This window comes from Pseudomonas sp. DCA-1 (assembly GCF_046523955.1).
Lineage (GTDB): Bacteria > Pseudomonadota > Gammaproteobacteria > Pseudomonadales > Pseudomonadaceae > Aquipseudomonas > Aquipseudomonas putida_Y.
In genome coordinates, this window is the sequence record NZ_CP169881.1 from 4847678 (window position 1) to 4860200 (window position 12523).

The window sequence follows — 12523 nt, forward strand, 5'->3', positions numbered from 1 at the left end:
ATCATCCAGGGTTCAAGCCACCGCACGCGGCGGATAGACCCGGGTAGGCACGAAAGGAATCAGGCAGATCAGGGCCACGGCGATACAGGCCAGCACCAGATAGAGGTCGGCCGAGGTCAATACCTGCGCCTGGTCGTGAATACGCTTGGCCAAGCCAGCAGCGTTACCGTCGATCAACGGGGCGTTGCCCAAGCTGTCTACCAGGTGATTGGAATGAAAATGCCGGCGCAGGGTGCCAAGAACCTCCAGCAGGCCACCGGCGATCACGGCGGCCAGGCCCTTGACGGTGTTGAACCAGCTGGAGGCGAACGGGCCTTCCTGCGGGGTCATGCCATTGGTGGACAGCATCAGCAACGGCAGCACTGCCATCGGCTGGCCGAACACCTGCAGCAGGTAGAACGGGTAGAAGTCGCCACGGATCCACTCGCTGGTCAGCAGGCTGCTGCCAACACAGGACGCCGCCAGCATCGCCAGGCCAATGCCCAGCACCCAGCGGCAGTCCACTGCGCGGATGTTGCACAGTGCCGCTGTCAGCGGCAGGGCGATCAGTTGCGGCATGGCCACCAGCATCATCAACGGGCTGGTCTGCGCCGGGCGGTAGCCCTGGATCTGCGCAAGGTAGGCCGACGGGATGCTGCCCACACCCGAGAGCACGACCAGTACACCGGCCAGGGTCACCAGGGCGAAACTCAAGTTGCGCCGCGGCAACAAGCGCAACTGGAAGAATGGCAACGGCTCGGACCACTCGTTGTACATGAACAACACCAGCAACAGCAGGCCACCGCCCAGCAGCCAGCAGATCAGCGGCGAATCGAACCAACCCCAGCGGTCGCCCAGCGACAGGCCCAGCACAGTGCAACTGATGGCGGGCAGGCCCAGCAGTACGCCCCGCCAGTCGAACTGTTTGAAACGCTCCAGGCGCAGCGGGTCCTGCGGCAGCCCCCAGCCTACGCAGAAAATGGCCAGCAGCGAGGGCAGGATGATCTGCCAGAACGCCCATTGCCAACCGACGTATTCGGTCCATAGCCCCGCCAGTGGCGTGCCGAGGTTGGGGCCAAAGGTGGCGGTCAGGGCGTAGCAGGCCAAGCCATAGACCTTGATGCCTGGCGGCAAAAAGCGCAGGGCCACGCTCATCAGCATCGGCGGTAACGCGCCAGCGGCAAAGCCCTGCAGTATGCGCAGCAACATCAAGCTGTGCAGGTTGGGGGCGAAAGGTTGCAGCAAGCCAAGCACGGCGAACAGGCCGACAGCGCTCATGGTGAAGCGCCGCAGCGAGAAGGTCGTGGCCAGCCACGGCGCGAAAGCCATGGCCGATACCGAAGCGGCGCTGTATGCCGCCAGCAGCCAGGCCCCTTCGTCGGCTCCGATGCCCATGGCGCCGCGGATATCGGCCAGGGAAATCTTGGTTACCGACTCGTTGAGGCCGGCGCAAAGCACAGCCAGCAACACACCGAACAACCCGACCACGACCTGCAGGCCGAACGCAGCCTGCGCGGGGGCAGCCGGCGCGAGGGCGGCGGCAGTGGCGGCAGACGGGACGGACAGGGAACTCATGGACAGACATCTCCGGCAACAAATTTGCGACTGGAGCAAGTCTAAGAAGGTCGAATGCTTACGAAAACTGACTTGTCGGCAGTTTTATATTGCGTCAAACGCAATCGGGTAGCGGATGCGCACGTGCCACACGCCTTAAGGGTCCATCCTGCCGCACGCTTTCAACGTCTGCCGCAGCCAGCGATGGGCCGGGTCATTATCGAACCGCGGGTGCCACGCCTGCATGACGTTGACCTTTTCCAGTGGCACGGGGATCTCGAAAGACCGCAATGGCAGTTTCAGCCGGTTCACACTGTTCAGGATATTGGCGGGTATCGGCAAGATCAGGTCTGAGTCCGGCAGCGAAAACATCGCGGAGTGAAAACTCGTCGTGATCAGGGCCACCCGGCGCTCCACCTTGTAATTGGCCAGCGCCACGTCGATAGGCCCATTGGCGCGGCCACGGCGTGACACGCTGATGTGCGGGTAGGCGGCGAAGCGCTCAGGGGTTATCTCGTCATCGAAAACCGGGTGCCCTTCCCGCGCCAAGCCCACGAAGTAGGTGTTGAACAGGCTCTGAACCTTGATTTCGGGGCCCAGTTCAATGGCTGAGCTGATGATCAAGTCGATTTGCCCATTGCGCAGCACCGCATCATCGTCGCCGCTGCCCTCCGGCACAAAACGCAGCACCGTATGCGGTGCCTGGGCCAGCATCATGCGCAACAACTGAGCCCCATAAAGGGCGATGAACAGGTCATTGGTGCGGATGTTGAAGGCACGGTCCAGGTTCACCAGGTCGACATCGTCGCGACTGCGAAATACCTGCCCGGCCTGCTCCACCAGGCCATGCACCTGCTCGCGCAGGGCCAGTGCACGCGGCGTCGGCACCAGGCCACGGCCGGCCCGCACCAGGATCGGGTCACCCAGTGCTTCACGGATACGCCCCAAGGTCCGACTCATGGCTGCCGGGCTCAGGTTCATGCGTTGCGCCGCGCCAACCACGCTGCCCTCGTCGAGCAAGGCATCGAGGGCGACAAGCAGGTTCATGTCCGGAAGTTGCATGGCCGTTTTCCGTTACAGCTGTGGGGAATGCGATGGTATCAGGTTGATGGATTGCACCGGACGCAATGCGCTTGTGCGTGGTGCACCATTTATTCAGGGAAGGATTAGGTCAAAAATGCTGCATGGCAGGTTCGGTCCTTTCGCAGGTAAACCGGCTCCTTGGTTCAGGTGTTGCGTTGGCCTGTAGGAGCGGGTTTACCCGCGAAAAGGCCGCCCAAGCCCCCAAATACATCAAGGATCCCGCATGCCCAGCCCCGTCCTGATCGCCATCGACGCCTCCCCCGCATCCGCCGCCCTGCTTACCCTCGCCCGCCGCTACTGCCGCCCGGGCGAGCACGAACTGCACGTGCTGCTGGCCATCGATTCCACCTTCGCGGTGCACGAGCAACCCGCGCCCTACACCGCCGAGGAACTGGAAGAATACCCCGCCGCCTGCGTGGAACAGCAACATGCCGACCACGCCGTAGCCGAGGCCGTGCGCGAACTGCAGCAAGCCGGCTTCGCCAGCCAGGGCTGCATGGTGGCCGGGCTGCCGGTTGAAGCGATTATCGCCAAAGCGCAGGAACTGCGCTGCGAGCTGATCATCATGGGCCACCGACACCTGTCGCGGCTGGGGCGGTTGCTCGACCCCTCGATCAGCGCGAAGGTGATTGATCGGGTCAAAGTGCCGGTGTTGGTGGGACCGGCGAGTGCATGAACTGAGGGATGTGTCGCCGGTAGGATCGAGCACCGCGCGGGCGGCGCTCGATCAGCCTGGCGACCTGCATCTCAAGGCGAACTCGGCTTCACCACCACAGTACAGGTCGTCCCCGCCGCCAGCAAAAACCCTTCCGGCACGTCATCGATGTGAATGCGCACCGGCACCCGCTGTGCCAGCCGCACCCAGTTGAAGGTCGGGTTCACGTCGGCGATCAGCTCGCGGCTCTGTGGGTTGTCACGGTCGTAGATGCCGCGGGCAATGCTCTCCACATGCCCATTGAGGCGCTCGCCGCTCATCATCTGCAATTCGGCCTGGTCCCCCACCTTCACATGCGGCAGCTTGGTCTCCTCGAAGAACCCGTAAACCCAGAACGAATTCTCGTCGACCACCGCCATCACTGCTTCGCCGGTACGCGCATAGTCGCCCTTGTGGATATTCAGGTTGGTCACGTAGCCGTCCACCGTGGCCACGATGTGGGTGCGCTTGAGGTTCAGTTCGGCAGCAGCCAGTTCGGCCAGGGCCTGCTGGTAGTCAGCCTGGGCGGAGTTGGCGATGTTGCTGGCGTCGTCGCGGTTCTCCTTGGAGATCACCAGGTTGTCCATGTCGGCACGGCGCTTGGCATTGACCTTGCGCATTTCCCAGGTGGCCTTGCGCGAAGCGACCAGCGCCTTGGCCTGGTCGACCGCCAACTGATAGTGCTCAGGGTCGATCTGGATCAGCAGGTCGCCCTTCTTCACCCGCTGGTTGTCCTTGACCGGTACATCCACCACATAGCCGGGCACGTCGGCAGCGACGTTGATGATGTCGGCACGCACACGGCCATCACGGGTCCAGGGCGTGGTCATGTAGTGCAGCCACAACTGGCGACCGATGGCCACGGCAGCGACCAGCACCAGGAGGGTGGCGATCAGGCTGAAGAACTTTTTCATCGAAGGATTCTCACCAGTAGACAGTCAGCGCCATGGCGCCGAACAAGCAGACGAACAGGCTCAGGCGCAGTAGCGCCGGGTGCCAGAAGAAGCGGTAGCCATCATGGCTGGCAATGAACCGGTCCAGGCCCCAGGCCAGGCCCAGGGCAAACAGGAACATCAAGGTCATGGTGGGCATGTACACACCATGGAAGGCGATTTCACGGGGCATGGTGCAGTCCTTTCGCCGGTGCCAGTGGCGACTGTGGGTCCAGCAGGGAAGTACGGATGAAGTGCAGGTAGCTTTGCACGCGGCGCAGCACCGAGGTGTCGAAGTGCCGGGCGAATGGCTCGTCGGTGGCCTGCACGCGGGAGATGGCGTGGTCCACTGCCACCAGTGCGCGTTCGTGGTTGCTGGCGCTGGGCTGCAGGAACAGCCGGGTCAGTGCACGGCCCATGACACGGATTGCCTGGCGCCACGGCTGCGACTCGGCATAGGCCGGGTGCACCGGGGCGCGTGCTTGCTCCTTGCGCAGCTCGATGACGGCGTGGCCGATCTCCAGCACGGTGAACATCCAGCCCATCAGCTGGCTCTGCACCTGCGGCTTGCCGGCCGCCAGGCCATAGGCCTGGTGCAGCAGGTCGCGGGTGCGGCTTTCGAAGGCCGAGCCCAGGCCGCGCAGGCGGCCGCTGATGGCGAACAGCACCTGCTCGCGCAACGCCTGCTCAAGGCGGCTCCACAGCCAGCGGCTGTTGGGCGGCAGGATGATCGCCCCGGCGGCGGCACAGACGAACATGCCAATCACCATGCCGATGTAGTCGTTTATGAAGGTGTACGGGTCATAAACGGTGAGGTTGTTCGGAACCGAGCCAATCGCGAAGAACACCAGTAGGCCGATGCCATAACCGGCATAGGCAGGGCGCGACGAAAGAAACGCGCCCAGCATGAACACGGGCGCCAGTACCATGCACAGCAGCGGAAAACCGTCGATCCAGGGGAACACGAAGAAGGTTTCGAAGAAGCCGACAAAAGCGCCGATGGCCGTGCCGCAAGCCATCTGGAACGACATGCGCTTAGGGTTGGGTGACGCTGCCGAAAGGCATACGGTGACCGTGGCGATCAGGGTCATCATGGCACCGCTGGGCCAATCGCTGAGCAGCCAGTAACTGCCCAGCAGCAACAGCACTGCCGAGGCCCGCACACCGGCCGCCAGCGATACTAGCCAGCTGGTCTGCGCCACGTAGGGCTCATCCCACTGCTCGCGTTCGTGCTTGTGCGCGGCCAGCGAGGCATGGGTTTCGGCGTAGCTCAACATCTCGTCTACGAAGCGGTACAGCAGTTCGAACGCGGTATGGAAATCAAGCAGGTCGGACTCGCTGGGGTCCGTTGCCAGGTACTCAGCCCGCAGCCCCCGCACCTGGGCCTGCAGGCCTTCCTTGTAGGCGGCCAGCTCCAGGGTCAGGCGCAGCGCATCGGCGTCAGTCAACGCCCGGCCCACATAGGGCTGCAGCAACTCCACCAAGGTGTTCAGGCCCGGTTCGATGGCACTGACGATCTGCAGCGGGCCACGGGCACGCAGGCGCTCCAGCAAGCGGTGCAAGGCATTGAAGCGCGTGGTGATGGCCATGAACTCGCTGTTCATGCGCACCAGCCGACCACTGCGACGGCGCATGTGCGGGTCTTCGAAAGCGGTGACGTTGCGCAGGCTCTCAAGGCCTACTGCTTCTGCCACGAAGCGCACGTTGCTGCTCTCGAAGCGGTCCTTTTGGCTATCACCACGCAGGGCCTCCACCACCACCCCGGCAAACACGCCAAAGCGCTGGTACAGGGCGTTACGCATTGCGGCACTGGCCGACTGCGGCAGGATCGCGGCACTGACGAAGGTCGACACCAGAATACCCAGGGCGATTTCCAGCGCCCGCCATACCGCTGCCATGAACGCCTGGTCGGGGTGTTGCAGCACCGGCAGGCCGATCATCGCTGCGGTGTAGCCAGCCAGCACGAAACCATAGGCGCGGAAGGTGCGGTAGCGCATGGCACCGGCCGAGCACAGGCCCACCCACAGGGCCAGGCTGGGCAGAAACAGCTCGGTGTTCTGCGGGAAGATGGCGATCAGCGCCACCATCATCGCCGAACCCGCCAAGGTACCGAGCACCCGGTAGAAGCTTTTCGCGAACACATGCCCGCTTTGCGGCTGCATGACGATGAAAACAGTGATCATCGCTGTACGCGGTTGCGGCAGCTCAAGGCGCATGGCCAGCCACAAGGTGATGAACGCAGCGGCCAGCACCTTGAAGATGTACACCCAGGTCACACCGTCGGTGCGTGCCCAGGCAAAGAAGCCCCGGCGCCATTCCAGGCTTTGCAGCCAGCGCACGGGCAAACTGGAAGTGCTCATTCGGCGTTATCCGGCTTCTTGTCGAAAATGGCCAGGGTGGCCGGGGTTTTCGGTGCGGCCTGGCGTTCCTCTTTCGGCGCATCCTGACCGGCCTGCAGGCCACCACCCAGGGCGGTGACCAGCTCGGCATGGGCAATCAGGCGGGCGGCCTGCACCTGCTGCTGCACCTGCTGCTGGCGGAACAGCAAGGTCTGGGCGTTGAGCACGTTCAGATAGTCGGTGAGGCCACGCTGGAACGCGACCATGGCAATGTCATAGGTTTTCTGCGCGGCGGCGACCGATTCTGCCGCGAAGTGCGACTGCTCTTTCATCGACTCGCGACGGATCAACTGGTCGGAGATGTTCTTCAGTGCGCCGACCACCGTCTGGTTGTAGCGCGCCACGGCTACGTCGTAACCGGCCGAGGCCACCCCCAACTGCGAGCGCAGGCGCCCACCGTCAAAGATCGGCAAGCTGATGGCCGGGCCGACGTTGTAGTTGAACTTGCGCCCGGTGAGGAATTCCAGCGGGCCACCGCCGGTGGCCATGAAGCCCAGGCTGCCGACCAGGTCGACGTTGGGGAAGAAACCGGCGTGAGCGACGTCGATGCCACGCGCCTGGGCAGCCACCTGCCAGCGGCTGGCAACCACATCAGGCCGCTGGCCGACCAGTTCGGCGGGCAGGCTCGAAGGCAGTTTCAGCGGCGCAGCCAAGACCAGGGCCGGGCGCTGCAACTGCGCACCTTCCCCCGGCCCCTTGCCGGCCAGCGCCGCGAGTTGGTTGCGGGTCAGGGCAATTTCTTCGTCGAGGCTGTCGAGCTGGCGGTGGGTTTCCGGCAGCGGCGCTTCGGCCTGGCTGACTTCGAAATGCGTGCCGATACCGGCATCCAGGCGACGCTTGGCCAGGGCCAGGATCTGCTCCTGCTGTTCCAGTTCGGCCTTGACGATATCGCGCTGGGCAAAATGCAGGCTGAGCTGGATGTAGGCACGCACCACATTGTTCTGCAACTCCAGTTGCGCCTGGCGGGCTTCGGCCACGCTCATGTGCGCCTGGTCCACGGCCTGCTCGCTGGCATTGCGTTCACGGCCCCACAAGTCGAGGGCGTAGCTAAAGCCGATGGCAGCGTTGTTGTCCCAGGTGTTGGCACCGGACAGCGCGCCAGGGCCATAGAACTGATCTTCCGGCCAGTTGTGGCGCTTGAGCGTAGCTTGGCCGTTGGCCTGGAGCTTTTCAGCCGACTCGACCACGCCAGCCATGGCCTTGGCTTCGCGCACCCGCGCTGCGGCCATGGCCAGGCTTGGGCTACCGGCAACGGCCAGGGTAATCCAGCGGTCCAGCTGTGGGTCACCATAAGCGCGCCACCACTGCTGGTCGGGCCAGTGAGCGTCGGTCGCGGCTTCGCGAATGGCCGCGTCGGTGGTCAAGGTATTGGCTTGCAGCGTCTTGCTTTGCGGGGCGATGCCCCAGGTTCCGATACAGCCACTCAAGGTGAGGGCAAGGGCACAGGCACTGAACGCCTTGAGCGTTCTGATGATGCGACGCGGCACAGCTGCGATTTCCCGAGGAAGAAGTGAAGAGGCCGAGCAATTCTAGGGGGCGGCAGCACTGGCGATAAGCGCAGATTCCTGCGAATCTTTGTTACCAAAACGGCGATAATCCGCCTTTGGTCGAAGGCAACTTTTTCTCTTTTCTAGGTTACTTCGTGACACAATTTTGTCCTCTACCTCGAGAGTGACCCATGGACACCCTGCAAAACATGCGTGCTTTCAGTTGCGTAGCCCAATTAGGCAGCTTCACTGCCGCTGCGGCGCAACTGGATACGACCACCGCGAACGTGTCGCGGGCGGTCTCCAACCTGGAAGCCCATCTGCAAACAAGGCTGCTCAACCGTACCACCCGCCGCATTGCGCTGACCGAAGCCGGCAAGCGCTACCTGATGCGTTGCGAACAGATTCTTACCTACGTCGAAGAAGCCGAGGCCGAAGCCAGCGACGCCCATGCGCGCCCGGCCGGGCAGTTGAAGGTGCATTCGATGACCGGGGTCGGCCAGCACTTTGTGGTCGATGCCATCGCCCGCTACCGCGAAACGCACCCGGACGTGACCTTCGACCTGACCATGGCCAACCGCGTGCCCGACCTGCTCGACGAGGGTTACGACGTCTCCATCGTGCTGGCCACCGAACTGCCCGACTCAGGGTTCGTTTCGCAGCGCCTGGGCATCACCTACAGCATTGTCTGTGCCTCGCCCGCCTACATCGCCCAGCATGGCGTGGCGCACAAGCCTGCCGACCTACTCAAGCACGCCTGCCTGCGCATGGTCAGCCCGGTCATACCGCTGGAGAAATGGCTGTTCGATGGCCCGGAAGGCCAAGAGATGGTCAACATCACCAGTTCGCCGTTCATGGTGAACACCGCCGATGCCATGAAGACTGCGATCCGCAGTGGCATGGGCGTAGGCGTGCTGCCGATCTATTCGGCTATCGAGGGCCTGCGGGACGGTAGCCTGGTAAGGGTGCTGCCCGAATATCGCCTGCAGGAGCTGAACCTGTATGCCATCTATCCATCGCGGCAGTATCTGGATGCCAAGATCAAGACCTGGGTAGAGTACCTGCGCAACTCGCTGCCAGAGATTCTTGCCGCGCATGAGGCAGACCTGAAAACCCATCAGGTGCTGATCGCCAACTAAAAAGCTGCTGCATTGCGGGGGCGGACAATGGTAGGTTGCTAACCATTGATTTCGCCTGTTCCGCCCCTTTCGCGGGCAAGCCCGCTCCTGCAAGGCACCGCGCCCCCTGCAGGTGCGGGCTTGCCCGCGAAGGGGCCAGCACAGCCCAACCCCGCCTTGCAGAGAAGTTGCCCGATGAAAAAGACCGTCCTGGCCTTCAGCCGAATCACCCCGGCCATGGCCGAACGCCTGCAGCAAGACTTCAACGTGATCCTGCCCAACCCCAAGCTCGGCGACATCAGCGCCCAGTTCAACGAAGCCCTGCCCGAAGCCCATGGCCTGATTGGCGTTGGCCGCAAGCTCGGCCGCGTCCAGCTTGAGGGTGCGGCCAGGCTGGAGGTGGTGTCCAGCGTGTCGGTCGGCTATGACAACTACGACCTCGACTACTTCAACGAGCGCGGCATCGCACTGACCAACACGCCTGACGTGCTGACCGAAAGCACCGCCGACCTGGGCTTCTCGCTGATCATGGGCTGCGCCCGCCGCACCGCCGAGCTGGATGCCTGGACCAAGGCCGGCAACTGGCAGGCCACCGTAGGCCCGGCCCACTTCGGCAGTGATGTGCATGGCAAGACCCTGGGTATTGTCGGCATGGGCAACATTGGTGCAGCAGTGGCACGCCGTGGCCGCTTCGGCTTCAACATGCCGATCCTGTACAGCGGCAACAGCCGCAAGACCGCGCTGGAGCAGGAGCTGGGCGCGCAGTTCCGCAGCCTGGATCAGTTGCTGGCCGAAGCCGACTTCGTGGTCATCGTGGTGCCATTGTCCGAAGCCACCCGCAAACTGATCAGCAGCCGAGAGCTGAAGCTGATGAAGCCGAGTGCGTTCCTGATCAACATTGCCCGTGGGCCGGTGGTGGATGAAGCAGCGCTGATCGAGGCGCTACAGGACGGCACCATTCGCGGCGCAGGCCTGGACGTGTACGAGAAAGAACCACTGAGCGATTCGCCGCTGTTCAAGCTGCCCAACGCGCTGACCTTGCCGCACATTGGCTCGGCCACTGCCGAGACCCGTGAGGCCATGGCCAACCGGGCGATCGACAACCTGCGTGCGGCGCTGCTGGGCGAGCGGCCGCGGGACCTGGTGAACCCGCAGGTGTGGAAGGGCTGACCGTTTTGGAGTGCCTGTGCTGGCCTCTTCGCGGGTAAACCCGCTCCAAACGGTGCGCACTGCCCTGTAGGAGCGGGTTTACCCGCGAAAGGGCCGGCCCAGGCAACCCATCACCTATTTGGCGACCACAACACCCTCAGCCCCCCTGGCCCGGGGCTTGCGAAACACCAGCACATTCCCCGCCATCACCGCCACCAAGCCGAGCAAGGCCGGCGCCGTCCACTGGTAACCCTCTGCCACCGCCGACACATTCAACGCCACCAAGGGGAACAGTACCGTGCAGTAAGCTGCCCGCTCCGGCCCCATACGCCCGACTAGGGTCAGGTAGGCAGTGAAGGCAATCACCGACCCCGGCACCACCAGGTACAGCAGCGAACCGATGTAGCGCGCATTCCACTCCATGCTGAACGGCACGCCGCTGACCACACAGAACACCGCCAGCATCACCGCCCCATAGACCATGCCCCAGGCATTGGTAGTCATCGGCTTGAGCCCGGCCTTCTGCTGCATGCTCGACAGCATGTTGCCGGCCGAGAAGCACAGCGTGCCCAACAGGGCCAAGCCAAGGCCGTACAGGGTTTCGCGGCTGGCTGCGTGATGCGAGAGCTCCGGCCAGAACAGCAGGCCCAGGCCAAGCAGGCCCAAGGCACCACCGGCAAGTACATTGGTGGCGATTTTCTGGCCGAAGAAAATTCGGGCGTTAAGCGCGTTCCACAGTGTGGCGGTTGAGAACACCACCGCGATCAGGCCGCTGGCGATCCACTGGCTGGCGCTGAGGAAGCAGATGAAGTTGACGCAGAACAGGCACAGGCCCTGGGCCAGGCAGATCTGGTGGCCCCGGCGGTTCATGGGTTGCAGCCGACGGGTCAACAACAGGAAAGCAAACAGGATCAGGCCAGCCAGGGCGAAGCGGTAGACGATCGACACCGGGATCGCGACCACGCCTAGCTGGAGTTTCAGGGCGATCCAGGTGGTGCCCCAGATCAGGACGGTGAGCAGATAGAGTGACAGGTTCATGGCGGCAGTTCCTTGGGCCTTTGGAGATCGGTGCCCGGCGCTTCGCGGGTAAACCCGCTCCTACAGGGATCACCAGTGTTCTTTCGATCGGCCTCTGGCTGCTTGCATAAACTTGCGCTTTTCTTGCACCGGTAGATGTCACTCGCTCCAGTGCACAGTAGGATGGCTGGCAAGAGGACCCGCCAATGACGCCACTCAACCAGTTGCAAGTGTTCAACGCCATGCATGCCTCGCCCCACGCCAGGCTGGAGCTGAGCGCACACCTGGGCGACGGCCTGGCGGCGGCGTTGTGGAGCAACCGTGACGATGCCCGCGACTACCAGGCACCCAGCCATCACACCCTGTCGTGCTACATCGCCGACGGCACCGGCACTTTCCGCCGCCAGCGCCCGGCCGACAAAGGTGCACCCGACAAGCTGTGCGTGATGCCGGCCGGGCAGGAATCGAACTGGGTCGTCAATGGCGCGATCCGCCTGGCGCACCTGTATGTCAGCGAGGCGCAGTTCGCCTTGGGCTGTGTGCGTCTGCTCGACCGGGAACCGCGCGAACTGCAATTGCAGGAAGCAACCTTTCTGGACGACCCGCAGCAGGCTGCACGCTTTCGTCAATTGATCCAGCTGGATTGGGGCGAACCCGGCGAGCGCCTGCTGGCCAGCAGCCTGGCGCACGAGATCGTTGACCATGCGCTGCTCAGCCAGGTCGGGTTGCGCCACGGCCTGCGCCTGAAAGGCGGGCTGGCGCCAAACCTGCGCCGGCAACTGGCAGACTACATCGAGGCACACCTGGACCAGCCCATCACCCTGGGCGAGCTGGCGCTGCGCTGCAACTTGTCCGAATACCACTTCGCGCGCATGTTCCGCGCCAGCTTTGGGCTCCCGCCGCACCAGTATCTGCTGGCCCGGCGGCTGCACCGGGCATGCCAGCTGTTGCGGCTGGGCGTGTTACCCCTGGGGGAGATTGCCTTGTTGTGCGGGTTTGCCAGTGCCAGCCATTTCAGCAACCGGTTTCGGCAGGCCCTGGGTGCCACACCTGGCGAATACCGCAGCGCCTTTGTCATCTGAAACCGGGTCCGCTCTGCGGCCCCCGATGA

Annotated in this window: 11 protein-coding genes; 4 read left to right on the plus strand and 7 right to left on the minus strand. The window is 63.5% G+C overall.

Annotation, left to right across the window (positions count from 1 at the left end; genetic code table 11):
- Positions 1 to 12: 12 nt before the first annotated feature.
- Positions 13 to 1554 (minus strand): MFS transporter, encoded by a 1542-nt coding sequence (locus tag ACE4QZ_RS22825; RefSeq protein WP_103463053.1) that lies wholly within the window; start codon positions 1552 to 1554, stop codon positions 13 to 15.
- Between the two features lie 135 nt (positions 1555 to 1689).
- Positions 1690 to 2595, minus strand: a complete 906-nt coding sequence (locus ACE4QZ_RS22830) for a LysR family transcriptional regulator (protein WP_003251728.1) — start codon at positions 2593 to 2595, stop codon at positions 1690 to 1692.
- Between the two features lie 244 nt (positions 2596 to 2839).
- On the opposite strand from ACE4QZ_RS22830, the gene ACE4QZ_RS22835 reads away from it, so the two are divergent.
- Positions 2840 to 3292 (plus strand): universal stress protein, encoded by a 453-nt coding sequence (locus tag ACE4QZ_RS22835; protein WP_101196239.1) that lies wholly within the window; start codon positions 2840 to 2842, stop codon positions 3290 to 3292.
- A gap of 71 nt (positions 3293 to 3363) precedes the next feature.
- Here ACE4QZ_RS22835 and ACE4QZ_RS22840 read toward each other — a convergent pair whose 3' ends face one another.
- From ACE4QZ_RS22840 to ACE4QZ_RS22855, 4 genes are read right to left on the minus strand one after another with little or no spacing between them, the layout of a single operon-like run.
- A complete protein-coding gene (locus tag ACE4QZ_RS22840; RefSeq protein WP_021784099.1) occupies positions 3364 to 4224 on the minus strand; it encodes an HlyD family secretion protein in 861 nt (286 codons plus the stop codon).
- Between the two features lie 10 nt (positions 4225 to 4234).
- Positions 4235 to 4435, minus strand: a complete 201-nt coding sequence (locus tag ACE4QZ_RS22845; protein ID WP_009685040.1) for a DUF1656 domain-containing protein — start codon at positions 4433 to 4435, stop codon at positions 4235 to 4237.
- Entirely contained in the window at positions 4425 to 6602 is a 2178-nt protein-coding gene (locus tag ACE4QZ_RS22850; protein ID WP_021784098.1) for an FUSC family protein, read from the minus strand. Before ACE4QZ_RS22850 ends, ACE4QZ_RS22845 begins: the two co-directional genes overlap by 11 nt.
- On the minus strand, positions 6599 to 8128 hold the full coding sequence (locus ACE4QZ_RS22855) for an efflux transporter outer membrane subunit (protein WP_103469450.1): 1530 nt from the start codon (positions 8126 to 8128) through the stop codon (positions 6599 to 6601). The genes ACE4QZ_RS22850 and ACE4QZ_RS22855 overlap by 4 nt, the downstream gene beginning before the upstream one ends.
- A gap of 191 nt (positions 8129 to 8319) precedes the next feature.
- Here ACE4QZ_RS22855 and ACE4QZ_RS22860 point away from each other — a divergent pair, with 191 nt between their 5' ends.
- Together ACE4QZ_RS22860 and ACE4QZ_RS22865 are read left to right on the plus strand one after the other, a co-directional pair.
- Entirely contained in the window at positions 8320 to 9267 is a 948-nt protein-coding gene (locus tag ACE4QZ_RS22860; protein ID WP_003251712.1) for a LysR family transcriptional regulator, read from the plus strand.
- Between the two features lie 174 nt (positions 9268 to 9441).
- Complete coding sequence (locus tag ACE4QZ_RS22865; protein ID WP_103443776.1) at positions 9442 to 10416, plus strand: 2-hydroxyacid dehydrogenase; 975 nt, start codon at positions 9442 to 9444, stop codon at positions 10414 to 10416.
- Positions 10417 to 10530: 114 nt separating this feature from the next.
- Here the strand turns inward: ACE4QZ_RS22865 and ACE4QZ_RS22870 are convergent, their stop codons facing one another.
- Entirely contained in the window at positions 10531 to 11433 is a 903-nt protein-coding gene (locus ACE4QZ_RS22870; protein ID WP_021784095.1) for a DMT family transporter, read from the minus strand.
- Between the two features lie 185 nt (positions 11434 to 11618).
- Between ACE4QZ_RS22870 and ACE4QZ_RS22875 the strand changes: the two genes are divergently transcribed.
- Positions 11619 to 12494, plus strand: coding sequence for a helix-turn-helix domain-containing protein (locus ACE4QZ_RS22875; RefSeq protein ID WP_101196240.1), 876 nt, complete (start codon positions 11619 to 11621; stop codon positions 12492 to 12494).
- The last annotated feature ends 29 nt before the right edge of the window (positions 12495 to 12523 follow it).

Bases quoted from the DNA above. Each gene is read 5' to 3' on its own strand.
- ACE4QZ_RS22875 (WP_101196240.1), top strand. From the start codon at position 11,619: ATGACGCCACTCAACCAGTTGCAAGTGTTCAACGCCATGCATGCCTCG.
- ACE4QZ_RS22825 (WP_103463053.1), bottom strand. From the start codon at position 1,554: ATGAGTTCCCTGTCCGTCCCGTCTGCCGCCACTGCCGCCGCCCTCGCG.
- ACE4QZ_RS22845 (WP_009685040.1), bottom strand. From the start codon at position 4,435: ATGCCCCGTGAAATCGCCTTCCATGGTGTGTACATGCCCACCATGACC.
- ACE4QZ_RS22830 (WP_003251728.1), bottom strand. From the start codon at position 2,595: ATGCAACTTCCGGACATGAACCTGCTTGTCGCCCTCGATGCCTTGCTC.
- ACE4QZ_RS22865 (WP_103443776.1), top strand. From the start codon at position 9,442: ATGAAAAAGACCGTCCTGGCCTTCAGCCGAATCACCCCGGCCATGGCC.
- ACE4QZ_RS22835 (WP_101196239.1), top strand. From the start codon at position 2,840: ATGCCCAGCCCCGTCCTGATCGCCATCGACGCCTCCCCCGCATCCGCC.
- ACE4QZ_RS22850 (WP_021784098.1), bottom strand. From the start codon at position 6,602: ATGAGCACTTCCAGTTTGCCCGTGCGCTGGCTGCAAAGCCTGGAATGG.
- ACE4QZ_RS22870 (WP_021784095.1), bottom strand. From the start codon at position 11,433: ATGAACCTGTCACTCTATCTGCTCACCGTCCTGATCTGGGGCACCACC.
- ACE4QZ_RS22860 (WP_003251712.1), top strand. From the start codon at position 8,320: ATGGACACCCTGCAAAACATGCGTGCTTTCAGTTGCGTAGCCCAATTA.
- ACE4QZ_RS22840 (WP_021784099.1), bottom strand. From the start codon at position 4,224: ATGAAAAAGTTCTTCAGCCTGATCGCCACCCTCCTGGTGCTGGTCGCT.